Annotated in this window: 18 protein-coding genes; 12 read left to right on the forward strand and 6 right to left on the reverse strand. The window is 69.7% G+C overall.

The window, feature by feature from the left end; translation table 11 throughout:
* Window positions 1-52: 52 nt before the first annotated feature.
* Window positions 53-721, reverse strand: coding sequence for a type III effector protein (locus ABTX78_RS21290; protein ID WP_352208337.1), 669 nt, complete (start codon window positions 719-721; stop codon window positions 53-55).
* 129 nt (window positions 722-850) lie between these two features.
* Here ABTX78_RS21290 and ABTX78_RS21295 point away from each other — a divergent pair, with 129 nt between their 5' ends.
* The 7 genes from ABTX78_RS21295 (at window position 851) to ABTX78_RS21325 (ending at window position 6,166) form a co-directional block, all read left to right on the forward strand.
* Complete coding sequence (locus ABTX78_RS21295) at window positions 851-1,282, forward strand: Hsp20/alpha crystallin family protein (RefSeq protein ID WP_352208338.1); 432 nt, start codon at window positions 851-853, stop codon at window positions 1,280-1,282.
* Between the two features lie 231 nt (window positions 1,283-1,513).
* A complete protein-coding gene (locus ABTX78_RS21300; RefSeq protein ID WP_352208339.1) occupies window positions 1,514-1,948 on the forward strand; it encodes a DUF2267 domain-containing protein in 435 nt (144 codons plus the stop codon).
* A 556-nt stretch (window positions 1,949-2,504) separates the two neighbouring features.
* Window positions 2,505-4,085 (forward strand): sensor histidine kinase, encoded by a 1,581-nt coding sequence (locus ABTX78_RS21305; RefSeq protein ID WP_352208340.1) that lies wholly within the window; start codon window positions 2,505-2,507, stop codon window positions 4,083-4,085.
* 55 nt (window positions 4,086-4,140) lie between these two features.
* Window positions 4,141-4,578 (forward strand): roadblock/LC7 domain-containing protein, encoded by a 438-nt coding sequence (locus ABTX78_RS21310; RefSeq protein ID WP_327678306.1) that lies wholly within the window; start codon window positions 4,141-4,143, stop codon window positions 4,576-4,578.
* 2 nt (window positions 4,579-4,580) lie between these two features.
* Window positions 4,581-4,961 carry a DUF742 domain-containing protein gene (locus ABTX78_RS21315; protein ID WP_313942946.1) on the forward strand — a complete coding sequence of 127 codons (381 nt, stop codon included), beginning with the start codon at window positions 4,581-4,583 and terminating at the stop codon, window positions 4,959-4,961.
* Complete coding sequence (locus ABTX78_RS21320; RefSeq protein ID WP_352208341.1) at window positions 4,939-5,544, forward strand: GTP-binding protein; 606 nt, start codon at window positions 4,939-4,941, stop codon at window positions 5,542-5,544. The genes ABTX78_RS21315 and ABTX78_RS21320 overlap by 23 nt, the downstream gene beginning before the upstream one ends.
* A 31-nt stretch (window positions 5,545-5,575) precedes the next feature.
* Window positions 5,576-6,166 (forward strand): GAF domain-containing protein, encoded by a 591-nt coding sequence (locus ABTX78_RS21325; RefSeq protein WP_352208342.1) that lies wholly within the window; start codon window positions 5,576-5,578, stop codon window positions 6,164-6,166.
* A 148-nt stretch (window positions 6,167-6,314) separates the two neighbouring features.
* Here the strand turns inward: ABTX78_RS21325 and ABTX78_RS21330 are convergent, their stop codons facing one another.
* From ABTX78_RS21330 to ABTX78_RS21340, 3 genes are all read right to left on the reverse strand, one after another.
* Window positions 6,315-7,547, reverse strand: a complete 1,233-nt coding sequence (locus ABTX78_RS21330) for an acyl-CoA dehydrogenase family protein (RefSeq protein WP_352208343.1) — start codon at window positions 7,545-7,547, stop codon at window positions 6,315-6,317.
* Window positions 7,548-8,005: 458 nt separating this feature from the next.
* Window positions 8,006-8,443: a hypothetical protein gene (locus ABTX78_RS21335; RefSeq protein WP_352208344.1), complete on the reverse strand. Its 438-nt coding sequence runs from the start codon at window positions 8,441-8,443 to the stop codon at window positions 8,006-8,008.
* Window positions 8,424-8,885 (reverse strand): hypothetical protein, encoded by a 462-nt coding sequence (locus ABTX78_RS21340; protein WP_352208345.1) that lies wholly within the window; start codon window positions 8,883-8,885, stop codon window positions 8,424-8,426. Before ABTX78_RS21340 ends, ABTX78_RS21335 begins: the two co-directional genes overlap by 20 nt.
* 307 nt (window positions 8,886-9,192) lie before the next feature.
* Between ABTX78_RS21340 and ABTX78_RS21345 the strand changes: the two genes are divergently transcribed.
* Window positions 9,193-9,621 carry an ester cyclase gene (locus ABTX78_RS21345; protein WP_352208346.1) on the forward strand — a complete coding sequence of 143 codons (429 nt, stop codon included), beginning with the start codon at window positions 9,193-9,195 and terminating at the stop codon, window positions 9,619-9,621.
* Window positions 9,622-9,757: 136 nt separating this feature from the next.
* On the opposite strand, the gene ABTX78_RS21350 is transcribed toward ABTX78_RS21345, so the two are convergent.
* Entirely contained in the window at window positions 9,758-10,585 is an 828-nt protein-coding gene (locus ABTX78_RS21350) for an endonuclease I family protein (protein ID WP_352208347.1), read from the reverse strand.
* A 318-nt stretch (window positions 10,586-10,903) separates the two neighbouring features.
* Between ABTX78_RS21350 and ABTX78_RS21355 the strand changes: the two genes are divergently transcribed.
* Together ABTX78_RS21355 and ABTX78_RS21360 are read left to right on the forward strand one after the other, a co-directional pair.
* Window positions 10,904-11,392 (forward strand): SMI1/KNR4 family protein, encoded by a 489-nt coding sequence (locus ABTX78_RS21355; RefSeq protein WP_352208348.1) that lies wholly within the window; start codon window positions 10,904-10,906, stop codon window positions 11,390-11,392.
* 209 nt (window positions 11,393-11,601) lie between these two features.
* Window positions 11,602-11,943 (forward strand): DUF3592 domain-containing protein, encoded by a 342-nt coding sequence (locus tag ABTX78_RS21360; RefSeq protein ID WP_502993923.1) that lies wholly within the window; start codon window positions 11,602-11,604, stop codon window positions 11,941-11,943.
* A 101-nt stretch (window positions 11,944-12,044) separates the two neighbouring features.
* Here the strand turns inward: ABTX78_RS21360 and ABTX78_RS21365 are convergent, their stop codons facing one another.
* Window positions 12,045-13,688 carry an ABC-F family ATP-binding cassette domain-containing protein gene (locus tag ABTX78_RS21365; RefSeq protein WP_352208349.1) on the reverse strand — a complete coding sequence of 548 codons (1,644 nt, stop codon included), beginning with the start codon at window positions 13,686-13,688 and terminating at the stop codon, window positions 12,045-12,047.
* A 323-nt stretch (window positions 13,689-14,011) separates the two neighbouring features.
* On the opposite strand from ABTX78_RS21365, the gene ABTX78_RS21370 reads away from it, so the two are divergent.
* Complete coding sequence (locus ABTX78_RS21370) at window positions 14,012-14,677, forward strand: GOLPH3/VPS74 family protein (protein WP_352208350.1); 666 nt, start codon at window positions 14,012-14,014, stop codon at window positions 14,675-14,677.
* Window positions 14,678-14,756: 79 nt separating this feature from the next.
* On the forward strand, window positions 14,757-15,572 hold the full coding sequence (locus ABTX78_RS21375) for an isocitrate lyase/PEP mutase family protein (RefSeq protein WP_352208351.1): 816 nt from the start codon (window positions 14,757-14,759) through the stop codon (window positions 15,570-15,572).
* The last annotated feature ends 19 nt before the right edge of the window (window positions 15,573-15,591 follow it).

Below are 15,591 nucleotides of genomic sequence, written 5' to 3' on the forward strand. Positions count from 1 at the left end.
TCGCACGGCGCGCGCCGGGCGGATCGTCACACTCGTACGCCGTGGTCGGCCCTCAACTCCCCTGCTGCTCGGCCGTCGTGGGTCCGTTGCGGAGTTCGTCGGTGTGGCGCGTGACGCTGTCGACGCGGGCGGCCAGCTCGGGGTGGCCGGCGGCCAGGTGGGCGTGGGTGTCGGCCAGGGGCGCGATGAGGTTGGCGGCGTCGTTGTCCGCGAGGGCATCGGCGAGCCTTGCCAGGGGAGCGCGGGCCCGGGCCGGGAGATCGGTGAGAGCGGTGATCTGGCCGGCCAGCTGGCGCAGATCGGCGGCGTTGCCGCGGGCCCAGGCGGTGACGGTCCGGCCGGCGGCGCGGCGGTCGCGGGTGGCCTGTACCCGCTCTTCGCCGGTGCTGCCGGGGGACCCGGGGCGCACGCGCAGGTAGCGGCGTTCGGCGGCCTGACGGCTGGCGACGCCGAGGGGGTGGGCGAGGTCGGCCCAGCTGGCACCGGCCGCCCGGGCGGCTTCGATCAGGCCTGGTTCCCATCCGGCGAGTCGGTCCCGCAGCTCGCGCAGCAGGAGCAGGGTGGCCAGTGCCTGTTCGGGGCCGGCGGCCGGAGCGGGTTCGGAGTCCTGTCCTGTCGGCGGGGGAGCCTGGGCGGTGCGTACCGCCTCGTCGATGGTGCTCAGCGCCGCTGCGGCGGCGAGCAGGGATGTGGGGTCTTTGGCCTGGTCGGAGGCGGTCATGGGAGCCCTTTCCTTCGTTGTCACCCTTCTGACGACATCGTGCTTGTCATCGTTTCGATGACATGCTACAACGGTGGCAGGTGAAGCGCATTGGCAGTTACTGCCTGAACCGACTGGAGGTGTTTCGCGATGTTGATGCGCACCGATCCGTTCCGCGAGCTCGACCGGCTCACCCAGCAGCTCCTGGGCACACCCGGCACCTGGTCCCGGCCCTCGACCATGCCGATGGACGCCTACCGCGAAGGCGAGGAGTATGTGATCGCCCTCGACCTGCCCGGTGTCGGCAAGGACGCGATCGACATCGACGTCGAGCGCAACATGCTGACCGTGAAGGCGGAGCGCCGGCCGGTCGCCAAGGCCGACGATGTGCAGATGGAGCTCTCCGAGCGGCCTCTCGGTGTCTTCTCCCGTCAGCTCGTGCTGGCCGACACCCTCGACACCGAGCGCATCGCGGCCGACTACGAGTCGGGCGTCCTGACGCTGCGGATCCCGATCGCCGAGCGCGCCAAGCCCCGCAAGATCACCATCGGCGAGGAATCACCCCGGCAGATCAGCGGCTGAGCCGCCCTCCCGCCGCACGAGCCACGGAGGACGGGAACCCGATCTCCCCTCCTTCCCGTCCTCCGCGCGACGTGAGGCACACCGCCCGCGACCGGGGCCTCAGCTCCGTACCCGGCATGACCGCGGACGCCGCCGGCGAGCACCTCGACGGCCGCGTCGGCGGCACCCCTCACCGCGGCCCCGGACCCCACACAACTGCACATCACTCAGGATCAGAAAGGCAGCACTCCGATGTTCGTCCAGCCTGCACCGGCCTCCGACCCCCTGGGCATGACGTTCGACCAGATGCTGGAAAGGATCCGTTATGCAGGCGCGTACCCGACAAGCGAGCGTGCCGCGGAAGCCGTGCACGCCGTGATGACCGGCCTCGGCCGTCAGCTCACCGGCGAGGAACGGGTCGAACTCGCCGCTCGCCTCCCCATCGAGGCCGCGATCACCTTCACCGCCCAGATCCCCGCCGCCGAACCCCTCACCGGCTTCGGTTTCGTCAAGGAGGTCGCCGCCCGTGCCGGCGGAACCCCCGCAACCGCGCGGTGGGACACCGGCGCCGTACTTGCCACCGTGGCCGATCTGGCCGGCCCCGAGCTGCTCGATCGCATCCTGGCCCAGCTTCAGCCCGGTTATGCCCTCCTGTTCGGTCGCGCCGAACTCGTCCAGGCCGCCTGACGGTTGTGCCGCTCGGCACGGTGTGAGACCCCGGGACTCGCGGCAGAGTCCCGGGGTCTCGCGTTGGTGTCACTTTTTCGCCAATGTCATCGTGCGGACACGCGTCGGCGTGGCCTGCTGGACCCGTCGCGCGGTAATTGTGTCCATTGGCGGCGTAGACGAGTCCGATCGCTCAGCGGTGTCTCATCCCCGGGAACCGGAGCGGGATCGTTTCTGCAGGTCAAGACGTCCCTTTTCGGTATGCCGGTCCCGGATGTGATTACAACGGGTTCATGAGCGTGCACTAGGGTGGCGGCGCCTTTAACTGTCCAACCGTGTAGACGAGTTGACTGTTAGTCGGCGGCGTACCCGTGCACCCCACCCCCCGGGGTGATCGAGAGGACTCCCTTTGTCTGAATCCCCTACGTATGCAGCGCGCCCGGAATCCGGTCGGACGACCGCTGGGGGCTCGGCACGAAACAGGCACGGCAGGCGGCCGGCGCAGGAAGAGACCGCCGATCCTGCCGCCCGCTCCCGGGCGATACGCCTCGCTGTCCTTCCCGCGGCCCTCATATCCGTGCTCGCGGCCGCACTGGTCGTCTTCGTTCTCCGCGCACAATCCGGCACGGCCGACGCCGCCACCTGGGGCGTCCTCGTCACCGCCGGCGTTCTCGGCACCAGCGTCCTGATCGGCGCCGCGCGCGCCGCCTCCGCCGAAGCCCGGCGGAGAGCCGAACGCCACGCGTCCCTCCGCAGCTCCCTCGCCCCAGGCGTCAGCGATCTGCAGAACATGGTGCTCAGGCTGGAGCAGGGCGAGTTGGTGGAGCCACCGCTCTTCTCGCAGCCCGCCCCGCCCGCCGACGACCCGGTCAGCCGCCTTGCCCACGAGCTCACGATCAGCCTGCTTCAGGCCCAGGCGGCCATCGCGCACGCCGCGCAGTTCCCCCAGGCCACGGCCTCCCCCAATGAGGAGAGCATCGAGGTCTTCGTCAACCTCGCCCGCCGCCTGCAGTCCCTCGTCCACCGCCAGATCAGCATGCTCGACGAGCTGGAGAACGAGGTCGAGGACCCCGAACTCCTCAAGGGCCTCTTCCAGGTCGACCACCTGGCGACACGTATCCGCCGCCACGCCGAGAACGTCGCCGTCCTCGGCGGTTCGGTGTCGCGCCGCCAGTGGACCAAGCCGGTGACGATGATGGAGGTCCTGCGGTCCTCCATCGCCGAGGTCGAGCACTACTCCCGCGTCAAACTCGTCCCCCCGCTCGAAGGGACCCTGCGCGGCCACGCGGTCGCCGACGTCATCCACCTGCTGGCCGAACTCGTCGAGAACGCCACCGGGTTCTCCGACCCGAGCACCCAGGTACTGATGCGCGCCCAGCGGGTGACCGCCGGACTCGCCATCGAGGTCGAGGACCGCGGCCTCGGCATGTCCCAGCAGGAGCAGGACCGGATCAACTCCCTGCTCGCCCACCCCGACCGCATCGACATCAGCAAGCTGATCGCGGACGGCCGTATCGGCCTCTACGTGGTATCGGCGCTGGCCCGGCGGCACGGCATCGCCGTCCGGCTCCAGGGCAACATCTACGGCGGCATCCAGGCGATCCTCGTCCTGCCCACCGGCCTCCTCGGTGAGGAGTCGCTGGAGGCACCTCACCACGCGGCAGCCGCGGCACCCCGGTCCGTCGCGCCCGCCTCACCCCAGCGGCCCGCCGTGCAGGCCGGACCCGAGGCCCAGTACGCACCACCACCGCTGGACACCGCTCAGCCGATGACCCCGTCACCCTCACAGCCGATGCCGCCGGTGCACCACATGTCCGCACCGGCGCGCCAGCCGCAGCAGGCGCCTGAGCATCAGCAGCGCACGTCTGCACCCCGGCAGCCGACGCCTCAGTCCCAGCAGCAGTCGTCGCAGCACACACGGCCGGCCGAGCGGCCGGCACTTCGCGAGGCCGGGCCGTACGACCCACCGGCCCCGCAGGCCGGGCGCCCGCCGCTGCCGCAGCGCCGGGCCCAGGAGCATCTGGCACCGCAACTCCGGAACGCCCCCACCACACGCATGCGGGGGGACATGCCGGAGGGGGAGCACGATCCGGGGCTGATGGCTGCCTTCCAGCGGGGAGTAAGCCTCGCCGACGACGTATCCGACGAGACCCGCTGACAGCTCCTGCCAGCCGCATTTCCCGTACTCACCCCCGAGGAGAAAGAACGCCACCATGGTGAGCGACACGCGTACCGGTTCGAACCAGAATCTCGACTGGCTCCTCCAGGGGCTGGTCAAGAGAGTCCCGTACACCCGCAGCGCACTTCTGCTGTCGTCCGACGGTCTGACCAAGGCCGTCGACGGGCTCGGCACAGACGAAGCCGACCACATGGCCGCGCTGGCGTCCGGCATGTACTCCCTCGCCCGCAGCGCCGGTTCCCGCTTCGCGGGTGGCGCAGACGTACGCCAGGTGGTCGTGGAACTGGACACGGCGCTGCTCTTCGTCTCGGCGGCGGGCTCCGGGGCCTGCCTTGCCGTCCTCGCCGACAGCGAGGCGGATGCCGCCGTACTCGGCTACGAGATGGCCATGCTGGTCAAGAGTGTCCGCCCCTACTTCGCCACGCCTGCCAGAAACCAGGCACCTGGCGCGCCGCGCGCTGCGGGGCACTGAGGATGGCGGATGCGCAGGGCGGAGCGTGGCTCGACGACGAGGCCGGACGACTGGTCCGGCCCTACGCCGTCAGCAATGGCCGCACGCGCCCCACAGCGCACTTCGACCTTCTCACCCTCGTGATGGCGACCGGCACCCGTCCGAAGACGTACCTCGGCCCCGATTACGACCAGGTCCTCGCCCTGTGCGGGGGCCGGCCCATCTCGGTGGCCGAGGTGGCGGCCCATCTGCGGCTGCCGGCCGTCATCACCAAAGTCCTGCTGTCCGACCTCGTGACGCACCAGGCGCTCAGCACACGTGCGCCGCGGGCCATCGAGGCGGCCTCCCCTACCGACCGAAACCTCCTGGAGGCGGTGCTGCATGGCCTTCGCAAGCGGCTCTGACGATCCTTTCCCGACCGCACTGAAGATCCTCATCGCCGGAGGATTCGGGGTGGGCAAGACGACCTTCGTCGGAGCGGTCAGTGAGATCGCACCCCTGAGCACCGAGGAGCTGCTGACCCAGGTCAGCGCTCGCACGGACAGCCTGGTGGGCATCGAGGACAAGACCACCACCACGGTGGCGATGGACTTCGGGCGCATCACCCTGAGCGCGGACCACGTCCTGTACCTCTTCGGCACGCCGGGGCAGGAACGGTTCTGGTTCATGTGGGACGAGCTGTCCAACGGAGCACTGGGCGCGGTGGTGCTCGCCGACACCCGCAGACTCGACCAGTGCTTCTCGGCCGTCGACTTCTTCGAGCAGCGCGGCATCGGCTTCGTCGTCGCCGTCAACGAGTTCGACGGCGCGTACCACTACGAGCCCGCCGAGATCCGCGCCGCGCTCGACCTGAGGCCCGAGGTGCCTGTCGTGATGTGCGACGCCCGCCAGTGCAACTCCAGTACCGAGGTGCTGATCGCACTCGTCCAGCACCTGCTCGTCCCGGCTCCCGGCATGTCGCCCGCGGAGCCCACCCCGCTGCACTGACGCCCGCTCAGCGCTGTCGAATGGAGCCTGCATGTCCGCGCCTGTTCCCTACACGCAATACGACCCGACCGGCCAGATGCTGGTGACTCCCGAGGACCGGGACGCACCGGCCCGCGTGGCCCGGCTGCGTGAGCTCGGCATCGGAAGCGCCCCCGTGCCGGAGTTCGACGCGTTCGCCCGCAATCTGGCGCGCACGCTCGAAGCGCCGTACGCCATGGTCAACTTCATCGATGAGAACCGGCAGTACTTCGCCGGGCTCTACACTCCCGCGGACAGTCAGCCGGGAGTGGAGCTGGAGCCCCAACAGACCTCCACCAGCCGGGTCATGGCCCGCGATCACGGCTGGTGCCCGCACGTCGTCGTACGGCGCAAGGCTCTTGTGCTGGAGGACGTCTGCGACTATCCGCGGTTCGCGGGCAACCCCGTGGTGGACGAGATCGGCATCCGCTCGTATCTGGGCGCGCCGCTGATCGACTGGAACACGGGCATGGCCCTCGGCACGATCTGTGTGATCGACACGGACACCCGGCCCTGGGGACGGCAGGGCCTGGAGACCATCAAGTCGATGGCGCAGCAGATGGTGGAGAGGCTGCACCAGATAGAGGAGCGGGGTCAGGCCTGAGTGCCTCCGGGTGGCCGCCGCTCACTGCACGCGGCCCCTCGACCCATGACGGGAGCCTCGGACACGACGCTGTGTCCGTGGCTCCCCGTTCTTCTTCCGGGGGTTCTCACACCCCCCTCTCCCGGGGGTTCTCACACCCCGGGTTCTCTCATACGCGGACCGGCTCCAGCAGGTCCTCGTCCAGGTGATCCGGCGGACCGGTCCGCACCAGGTCGGCCAGACGCTCCGACCACTGCCCCTTGGCCGTACCGAGCGCGACCTCGCCCAGACGCAGGAGCTGGATGTCGGAGGTCCCGGCGGGTGCGTAGATGTGGTGGGCATCGCGCAGATAGCGCTCCACCGGGCGGTCGGTGAACAGGCCGCTCGCCGCATGGATCTCCATGGCGTCGCCGGCCGAATCGATGGCGGACTCGACATTGAGGTACTTGGCGTTCATCAACTCCGCGTCGCAGGGCTGACCTTGGTCCATGAGGTGAACAGCGTGATAAGCGGCGAGCCGGGCGGTCATCAGCCGGTGCTTCATACGGCCCAGCTTGATCTTGATGTTGTTGAGCTCGCCGAGGGCCGCGCCGTACCTTTCGCGTTCGATGCACAGCGCGGTCGTCTCCTCGAGGACGGCCTGGTGGATGCCGAGGGAGACCGCGGTCAGGTTGGGCCGGCCGTAGAGGACGCTGGAGGAGTACGCGACGGCCAGGCCCTGTCCTTCCCCGCCGAGCAGGTTCGCGGCCGGCACACGGCAGTCCTCGAAGATCATTTTTCCGAAACTGAATCCGTGCAGCCCCATGGCGGGCTGTTGTTCGGCGAGCGAGAACCCCGGGCGGTCCGCCTCGACGAGGAAGGCCGAGAGGCCCTTGGAGCCCTCACCGGTGCGGACGATCACGCCGTGCACGTCGCCGACGTGACTGTTCCCGACGAAGACCTTGTGGCCGTTGAGGATGTAGTCGTCACCGTCGCGTACGGCGGTACTGGTCATGCCGAGGACATGGCCGCCCGACTCCTCCTCGGTGGTCGCGATCGTGGGCAGGCAGTCGCCGGCCGCGATACGCGGCAGCCAGGCAGCCTTCTGGACATCGTTGCCATAGTGGATGATCTTGGCCGTACCCAGCTGGGATGCCTGCACCATGGCACCCATCGCCCCGCTGACCCGGGCCAGTTCCTCGATGATGATCGTCTTGGCGAGATGGCCGGCCCCCATGCCGCCGTAGGCCCGGTCGATGGTGACACCGATCCAGCCCTGCTGGGCGATCAGCCGGGACACGTCGTGCGCGACGCCCCGGGAGGCTTCCATCTCGGGTATGCGAGGCCGCACCTCGCGCTCGGCGAACTCACGCACCCGCTGCCGTAGATCCTCATGCCGTTGCTTGGTGAAGTACCGTTCCACGACCCCTCCTCCGCACTGCCTCCACGTCCGTTCGGATGCGGAGGTACGCCTTCGGGCAGTGGTTCTCCGCCTCCAGGCAGACCGTCTGTAGGATTGTCGTCTTGTCGATCCATCTCGGCCAAGATCGTCAGCACTCTTTGACTGAAACCCTCCGTCTTGAAAATCGATCGCAACTGTGCGATGGGCGCCATCACTTGGTCGCATCCGGTCACATGCGAAACATGCGTGCCGCGGGCGTTACCAGATGCCACTGACAATGCCACACGGCTGCCCACCAGGAACGCGCCTCCCTGGCGGGTTCGCCGCGGTGGCCCCCGCGCGAGGCGCGCGTTCGTCCCTCTGTGAGCGGGGTTCGCCGCCCTGTCAGCGGAGTTCAGCCAGAATCAGCGGGGCACGGATATACCGGGGCGCCCATGGGCATGCATCGACAATTGACCTGTGCGGCCGCCGTCGGCGGCCTACCGGCCGTACAGGAAGAACCTGGCCGGGACGAAGACCTCATGGCCCGTCGGGAAGCGGACGCGCACGCCTGCGGACGTCCAGGTGGTGGATTCGATCCCGTCCGCGCCCAGATCCGTGTCGACGCCCACCGGGTGCCCGTAGGACAGCCCGGGGTCCCGGCCGATGACCAGGCTGTAGGAGTGCCTGCCCGACAGGGTGTGCTCGTGCACCAGGCCCAGGTGGTGCGACGAACCGTCCGCGTAGGTCACCGACGAGGGGGCGCTGCTGCGGTGGACGACGTCGGACCGTGGCCACCACAGGACGGTGAGGAACACAGCGGTCAGGGCGACGCCCGCGGCGCCACCGAGCAGTGCCTGTACGGGGATGCCGCACGGTCGTCGTCGCGGCGCGGGCCGGCCGGGCTGGGCCGCCGTGTCAGCAGGTGGGCTGGGCACGGTGCGAGGTGAAGTGGGCGTTGGCGGCGGGCAGGCACAGCAGCGCGGCGGCGGCGATCGCCAGGACCTCGTGGCTGCGCTCCGCGGCGAGGGACACGTCGAACCCGCTCATGGTCGTGTCGTTCAGGAGCCAGAGGGCGCACAGAGCACCGGCGAGCGCGAGGGCGATGCGAGCCCACGGGCGTCCCGCCCGCATCCTGTACGCGCCGAGCAGCCACAGTCCGCTGAGCGCGACCAGCATGCCTCCGGACGCGCCGAGTTGCAGGAGCGCCTCGGACGGCCCCAGCTCCTCGCGGAGTTCTGCCCCGCGCGTCGGAGTTATGACGAACGAGCCCAGTACCCACCCGACGAGTTCGACGGCTGTCCCGGCCAACGTCAGCGCGTAGGCCACGCGCACCGGCTTCGGTGCCCAGCCGGCCGGGTCGAGCCCGGTGGTGACCATCCGTACTCCCTGTGCTGCTCGGTAGGCGTCGCTGCCCACAGTGACGCCTCGTGCCCCGTCAGACCCCGAATCAGGCCGACAGGTTCCATCGTGAAGATTCACCGGTGGGCCTTCGGACGGCGGAACGTGAACTCTGCGAGGCGGTCGTCGCCCGGGCGTAGGGGACCGCGGGGGGAGTCGGGGGCCGTTCTTGACCATGACGCGGCGGCAGGGTCTCTACTGAAAGCCATGCGGGAAAGCCGTGCGGATCGGAGCGATCACCGCATGGCGGGCGAACCCCTGGAAAGGAACCACGAAAGGAACCACGATGGACACCGCTACCGAGAAGAACCTGGCCCTGCTCCGCACGGCCTATCCGACGCTGGCGAGCAGAGATCTCGACGCGTGTGTGGAGCTGCTGGCGGAGAACTTCATCGCCAACCTCCCTGGGCTCCCTGACCCATTGTACGGCCGGGAGATCTGGCGGCTGGGCACCGAGGCCATGTGGGCGGGATTTCCGGACCTGCGGATCGATGTCGAGGACATGTTCGGAGCCGACGACAAGGTGGCCGTACGGGTCCACTTCCGTGGCACGCACCGGGGCACTTTCCAAGGGGTCGCGGCGACGGGCCGGCAGGTCGGTTTCCGGAGCATCGAGATCTACCGCATCGAGGGCGGCAGAATCGCGGAGGAGTGGGTCTCACCGGACATGATCGGCCTCATGCAGCAGATCTCGCCGGTGCCGGCCGACCACTGACCGGGATGTTCACACCCGACGGAGGCGTGCGGCGACGGCCCGGCCGTCGCCGCACGCGGACGGGGCGACTGGTCACCGAACCGACAGCGAAGCCGGTTGGTGAAACGAAAGCCCCTCACCGTCGAGTGACAGGCGGCTATGTCCAGATGGCGTCGACCCACTCCGGGTGGTCGATGAACGGGTTGCGGTTGCGCTGGATGCCGAAGACGGCTTCGTTGCGCTTCTGCTCGAACGCGTCCGGCGGGTCCTCGGTGTTCCACTGCTTGAGCACGGACAGCCGGCCGATGGCCGGCGCGGAGCCGTTGTTCACCTCGTCGTTCGGCTCCAGGTCCGGGGCGCCGTCCTCGCCGTCGTAACGGACGGCCATGTAGAGGATCATGCGGGCGACATCGCCCTTGACCTGATCACGCGGCTCGAACGAGTCGCCGTCGGCGAAGTTGCCGGGCGCCTCGGCGACCTCGTCGCCGCCGTTGTCGAAGTCCAGGTTCCCCCGCGTGCTGTTCACGGACACGTCCGTGGGCCGCAGATGGTGGATGTCGGTGCCCGGCCCGACGGCGGTACCGAAGTCACCGTGGGACTTCGCCCACACGTGCTCGCGGTTCCAGTTGTCGGGCCCGCTCCCGTTGGTGGTCTTGGCCTGGGAGCGGCCGGTGTAGAGGAGGATGACGTTCGCCGAGTCGGCGGGGTCCTCGTCGGTCTTCTTGAGCGCGTCCCAGACGTCGTCGTAGGAGAGCTTCGTCTGCTCGCTGATGATCGTGTGCAGAGCTGCTTTCAGCTCGGGGCCGCTCTTGCCGATGGCGCCCTCGTAGTAGGTGTCGTCGAGGGCCCCGACGGTGGTGCGCTCGTCGGGGGAGGTGCCGGGCTGACCGGCGAAGGCGACGGTGGGGACTGCGACGGCCGCTGCCGCCACGGCTATGACGGCGTGGCGCCACGGGCGCCGGCGGGTGAGACGGTGAGTGGACATGCGTGGGGGGAGTCCTCTCCGGTTCGGGCACCCCGCTTCGCGGGCCAACGCGGCGTGTGCGGCGGGGTGATGGGCGGTTGGCCCTCGGAGACTGGCACGGAGTCCCCGCCGGGAAGTGGACGCGATGCGGGTATCTCGTACCGAGACGGTGAACGGGGCACAGCCCTTCGCGGGCGTGCTCCGAGCCGCTCCCGGGAGGTGGTCTGCTCGGTTCCGCGACGCCGGAGGGCAGGCCGTCACCGTGACCTGACCAGTCGCTGGTCTGTTCGTGTCTCGTTGAACGAGGACCGACGGTTTCCCCCTGCACTCGCCGCCGCGATGGTGGTCCGGCTGGACTGCATTGGCAATGACGAAGTCGACTTCGAGCCCTACGAGTCCTTCCTGACTGCCGCCGAGACGACCGATTGGGTCAGAGCGTGGACCGGCAACGGCGGGTTGAACGGCGACGATTTCCGGATGTTCGGCCGGGACGGCACCGGCGGATCCGCCGCGTTCTGGCTGGTCCGCGCAGATCGGGAACTGGTCGAGCAGCCCGTTGTCTTCATGGGCTCCGAGGGAGAGACCGGTGTTGTCGCCCGCAACCTGGGTGCCTTCCTGTGGCTGTTGGCCGACGGGATCGGTCCCTGGGAGGCGGCCAACTCCTACGAACCCGAGCCCGGTGGTGGGACCCTGCCGGCGCATCGCGAACCGGCGGCCACAGCCGAGCAGTTCGCGCCGGATCACCGTGCGTCGGCGGCTGTGGTGATCGAGCAGGCCATACGGGAGTTCCCTGACTTCGACGACACCATGATGAAGCTCTGCCGCTGAGCCGGATCGCCTGAGACCCGGAACGCGCGGACCGGAGTGACGGGCACGTCGGCCAAGTCACCTCACCCGCCCCACCCGAACCCCCACACCCCGCACTCCACGGACACGGCACACACCACACGGAACCTGCATGGCTCATCGCGCTCATCCCGCTGGTGATCGGCGTGGTCTTCCTCGGCTTCGGCGTCCACGGACTCCGGCGAGCCCGGGTGCTGCGTAGCGCAGGCGTCACCGTCGAAGCGCGGATCGTCCGTCACGATGTCCGGCGATACGACGAAGGCGTCACGCTGTACCACCCGGTCGCGGCCTGGACGACCCCAGACGGGCGCCCGTGCGAGTACTCGTCCAGGTTCGGACGTGGCTCCGTCCGGCAGGCGGACTGCTTCCGTACAGGGACCCTCGTGTCCGTCCGATACGACCCGGCGGATCCCCGCCGATTCGTCATCGAGGGCTGGGACTCCACAGGCGTCGACCGGCTGTTCACCGTCGTGGGGACGGTGCTCATGGCGGGCACCCCGGCCGTGCTGCTCGTCCTCCTGCTCGCCCTCTGAGGCCTCGACGTCGCCCGCTGCGGCACACCGGCGACAACGACCCGTGGGCCGGACAACCTCTGTCCGGCCCACGGGTCGTCACCGCAAGCGCGTCCGGCGCGTCACGCCGTCGGGAACGCTCCCTCCCGTACGTCGTCCGGCCCGATGTCCCGCAGTTCGCCGTCCAGCAGCAGCCAGCGCGTGATGCCGATCGACTCCAGGAACGTCACGTCGTGGCTCGCCACGATCAGTGCTCCCTCGTACGCCTCCAGCGCCGCCGTCAGTTTGCGCACGCTCGCCATGTCGAGATTGTTCGTCGGCTCGTCGAGCATCAGCAGCTGCGGTGCCGGCTCCGCCAGCAGCAGCGCGGCGAGCGCGGCCCGGAACCGTTCACCGCCCGAGAGCGTGCCCGCCGGCTGGTCGGCCCGTGCGCCCTTGAACAGGAAGCGCGCCAGCCGTGCCCGGATGCGGTTGTCGGTCGCCTCCGGTGCGAACCGGGCCACGTTCTCGACCACGCTGAGAGCGTCGTCGAGTACGTCGAGCCGCTGCGGCAGAAAACGCAGCGGCACCGCGGTCACCGCTTCGCCCGCGACCGGCTCCAGTTCACCGGTGATCGTGCGCAGCAGCGTCGTCTTGCCCGCGCCGTTGCGGCCGATCAGGGCGATCCGTTCCGGGCCGCGTACCTCGAACTCTCCCTTCACCTCGGCTCCGTAGCGCAGCCGCAGCTCGCTCAGCCGCAGGACCTCGCGGCCCGGGTGGACCTTGGTGGAGGGCAACTCGATACGGATCTCGTCGTCGTCCCGGACCGCGAGCGCCGCCTCGTCGAGCCGTTCTTTCGCCTCGGCGAGTTTCTCGGTGTGCATGATGCGGTGCTTGCCGGCCGAGACCTGGGCCTGACGTTTGCGCGCACCCATGACGATCTTGGGTTCGCGTTTGTTGTCCCACATCTTCTGGCCGTAGCGCTTGCGGCGGGCCAGTTTGACCTGGGCATCGGACAGTTCGCGCTTCTGGCGCTGCACATCCGCCTCGGCGACGCGCACCATGCGCTCGGCGGCCTCCTGCTCCACGGCGAGCGCCTCCTCGTACGCCGAGAAGTTGCCCCCGTACCAGACGACCTCCCCGTCACGAAGGTCGGCGACCTGGTCGACGAGCTCCAGCAGTTCGCGGTCGTGGCTCACCACGACCATCACCCCGGACCAGTTGGCGACCGCCTCGTACAGCCGGCGGCGCGCGTACAGGTCGAGGTTGTTCGTCGGCTCGTCGAGCAGCAGGATGTCCGGCCCGGCCAGCAGCAGCGCGGCGAGCCGCAGGAGGACGGCCTCGCCGCCGGAGACCTCGCCGATCGTGCGGTCGAGTCCCACATGGCCGAGGCCCAGCTGATCGAGGGTCGCGCGCGCACGTTCCTCGACGTCCCAGGCGTCGCCGACCGCCTCGAAGTGGTGTTCACTCGGGTCACCGGCCTCGATGGCGTGCAGGGCGGCGCGGGTCCCGGCGATGCCGAGCACCTCGTCCACGCGCAGGTTCGTGCCGAGTGCGACGTTCTGCGGCAGATAGCCGACCTCGCCCACGGTGCGGACCGTGCCCTCCGTGGGAGTGAGCTCCCCGGTGACGAGTTTCAGCAGCGTCGATTTCCCCGATCCGTTGACGCCGATGAGTCCGGTACGGCCGGGTCCCACGGCGAGCTGGAAGTCGTCGAGGACACCGGTGCCGTCGGGCCAGGCGAAGGCGAGGGCGGTGCAGGTGATGTGGGTGGAAGCGGTAGACATGAGGCGTCTCCCTGTTGCGTGGAAGGGTTCGGGGCAACGGGTGGGGACACCGAGATGTGGGCGACGGCCGCCGGCGGGGCACAAGAGGTGATGTAGAAGTCCCGGCCGGGGGAGAAACGGCTCGTATGCCGAGGTCGCACGCACTGCGCACGCCGCAGTGACTGCAGCTGTGACGCACGGTGTCTCAAGACCTCAGACGAGCAACGTCCTTCTCCGATCGACGACGACAGGACCGTTGTACACCGTAAGAGCGCGCCCAGAACCTGTCAACGGAATTACGTGACCAGGGCCTGTCCGCGCGACGTACCAGGAGGCACCAGCCCATGCCCGACGCATCGCTCTCGCTCGCCGCCCGGCTCTGTCTCCTCGCCTGGGACACCGAACGGATGAGGCTCACGGGCGTCTCCCAGCTCGCCCACCTCGTCCGGGCCGGGGCCCTCACCGAACTCGCCCAGCGGGGCGTGCTCGCCGACGACGAGGGGATCGCCCGGCCCGTCTCCGACGAACGCACCGGCGATCCGGCGCTCGACGACCTCCTGGAGCTGATCGAGGAGTCAAGGCCCCGCAAGTGGAAGAGCTGGGTGACCAACCATTCCAAGTACACCCTCGACGCCGTCCAGCGCCAGCTCGCAGGTACCGGTCATCTGCGCAAGGAGCCCGGACGGGGACTGTTCTCCAGAACGCGGTACCGCCTGGAGCGTCCCGATGTGGTGAAGGTGCTGCGCGCGGACGCGCGGGACGTCCTGACCGGTCCGGTCCCGGTGGACCAGGTCTCCGACCGGGACGCCGCGCTGGTCGCGCTGGCCGCCGCGGCCGAGCTGCGGACCCTGGCGACCGGCAGGGAACGCCGGCAGTACAAGGAACGCATCGAAGCCCTCACCGTGCGCAGCGGCGTGGCGGCGCCGGCCCTGAAGAAGGTGATCGACGAGGTACGGACCGCGGTCGTCGTGGTCGCGGCGACGACGGCGGCCACCGCCGGCAGCAGCTGACAGCGCGCGCGGCCGGAGCCGGACGTCGATGTCGGAAAGCCGCCGGACAGACGCCGGCGTCCGGTGATTGGCTCCACGCATGACGACCTCCATCGAACGCGCCCGCCGTTTCCGTTCGCTGCACACCGCCGACCGCCCTCTCGTGCTGCCCAACGCCTGGGACACCGCGAGCGCTCGCGTCATCGCCGAGGCCGGTGCCGAGGCGATCGCCACCACGAGCGCCGGCGTCGCATGGGCCCTCGGCGCGGCGGACGGCGACCGGCTGGACCGCGGTGCCGCGCTGGAGCACCTCGGCCGTATCGTCGCGGCCGTCGACGTGCCGGTGACCGCGGACATCGAGGGCGGTTACGCGCAGAGCGCGGACGGCGTCGCCGGCACCGTCCGCGCGGTGCTCGCCGCGGGCGCCGTCGGCATCAACATCGAGGACGGTCCGCGCCCGGCCGAGGAGCATCTGCGCCGGATCGCCGCGGCCCGGGCCACGGCGGACGCGGAAGGCGTCCCGCTGTTCGTCAACGCCCGTACGGACGTGTTCCTGGCGGGCATCGGTCCCGAGGCGGGACGGCTGGAGGAGACGCTGAAGCGGGCCGCCGCCTGCGTCGCCGCCGGTGCGGACGGGATCTTCGTGCCGGGTGTCACCGACGCGGACACCGTGGCGGCCCTGGCGCGGGGGATCGATGCCCCGCTGAACGTGATGACGGGCCCGGGAGCGCCGAGCACCGCGGAGTTCGCGCGGCTCGGGGTGGCGCGGATCAGCGCGGGCTCCTCGATCGCCCAGGCGGCCCACGCGCTCGTCCGCGACGCCGCCCGTGAACTGCTCACCGAGGGCACGTGTACGACGGTGGCGGACGGCTACGACTACGGCGAGCTCAACGCCCTGCTCGGTGAGGGGCGTTGAGGTCTGTCCCGTATACCCG

It is taken from the genome of Streptomyces sp. NPDC096193, from assembly GCF_040302905.1.
Classification (GTDB): Bacteria; Actinomycetota; Actinomycetes; order Streptomycetales; family Streptomycetaceae; genus Streptomyces.

What these genes read in the sequence shown, in the direction of transcription:
- ABTX78_RS21290 (WP_352208337.1), bottom strand. Translation starts at nt 721, where the DNA reads ATGACCGCCTCCGACCAGGCCAAAGACCCCACATCCCTGCTCGCCGCC.
- ABTX78_RS21295 (WP_352208338.1), top strand. Translation starts at nt 851, where the DNA reads ATGTTGATGCGCACCGATCCGTTCCGCGAGCTCGACCGGCTCACCCAG.
- ABTX78_RS21300 (WP_352208339.1), top strand. Translation starts at nt 1,514, where the DNA reads ATGTTCGTCCAGCCTGCACCGGCCTCCGACCCCCTGGGCATGACGTTC.
- ABTX78_RS21310 (WP_327678306.1), top strand. Translation starts at nt 4,141, where the DNA reads ATGGTGAGCGACACGCGTACCGGTTCGAACCAGAATCTCGACTGGCTC.
- ABTX78_RS21315 (WP_313942946.1), top strand. Translation starts at nt 4,581, where the DNA reads ATGGCGGATGCGCAGGGCGGAGCGTGGCTCGACGACGAGGCCGGACGA.
- ABTX78_RS21320 (WP_352208341.1), top strand. Translation starts at nt 4,939, where the DNA reads ATGGCCTTCGCAAGCGGCTCTGACGATCCTTTCCCGACCGCACTGAAG.
- ABTX78_RS21325 (WP_352208342.1), top strand. Translation starts at nt 5,576, where the DNA reads ATGTCCGCGCCTGTTCCCTACACGCAATACGACCCGACCGGCCAGATG.
- ABTX78_RS21340 (WP_352208345.1), bottom strand. Translation starts at nt 8,885, where the DNA reads ATGGTCACCACCGGGCTCGACCCGGCCGGCTGGGCACCGAAGCCGGTG.
- ABTX78_RS21345 (WP_352208346.1), top strand. Translation starts at nt 9,193, where the DNA reads ATGGACACCGCTACCGAGAAGAACCTGGCCCTGCTCCGCACGGCCTAT.
- ABTX78_RS21350 (WP_352208347.1), bottom strand. Translation starts at nt 10,585, where the DNA reads ATGTCCACTCACCGTCTCACCCGCCGGCGCCCGTGGCGCCACGCCGTC.
- ABTX78_RS21355 (WP_352208348.1), top strand. Translation starts at nt 10,904, where the DNA reads ATGGTGGTCCGGCTGGACTGCATTGGCAATGACGAAGTCGACTTCGAG.
- ABTX78_RS21365 (WP_352208349.1), bottom strand. Translation starts at nt 13,688, where the DNA reads ATGTCTACCGCTTCCACCCACATCACCTGCACCGCCCTCGCCTTCGCC.
- ABTX78_RS21370 (WP_352208350.1), top strand. Translation starts at nt 14,012, where the DNA reads ATGCCCGACGCATCGCTCTCGCTCGCCGCCCGGCTCTGTCTCCTCGCC.
- ABTX78_RS21375 (WP_352208351.1), top strand. Translation starts at nt 14,757, where the DNA reads ATGACGACCTCCATCGAACGCGCCCGCCGTTTCCGTTCGCTGCACACC.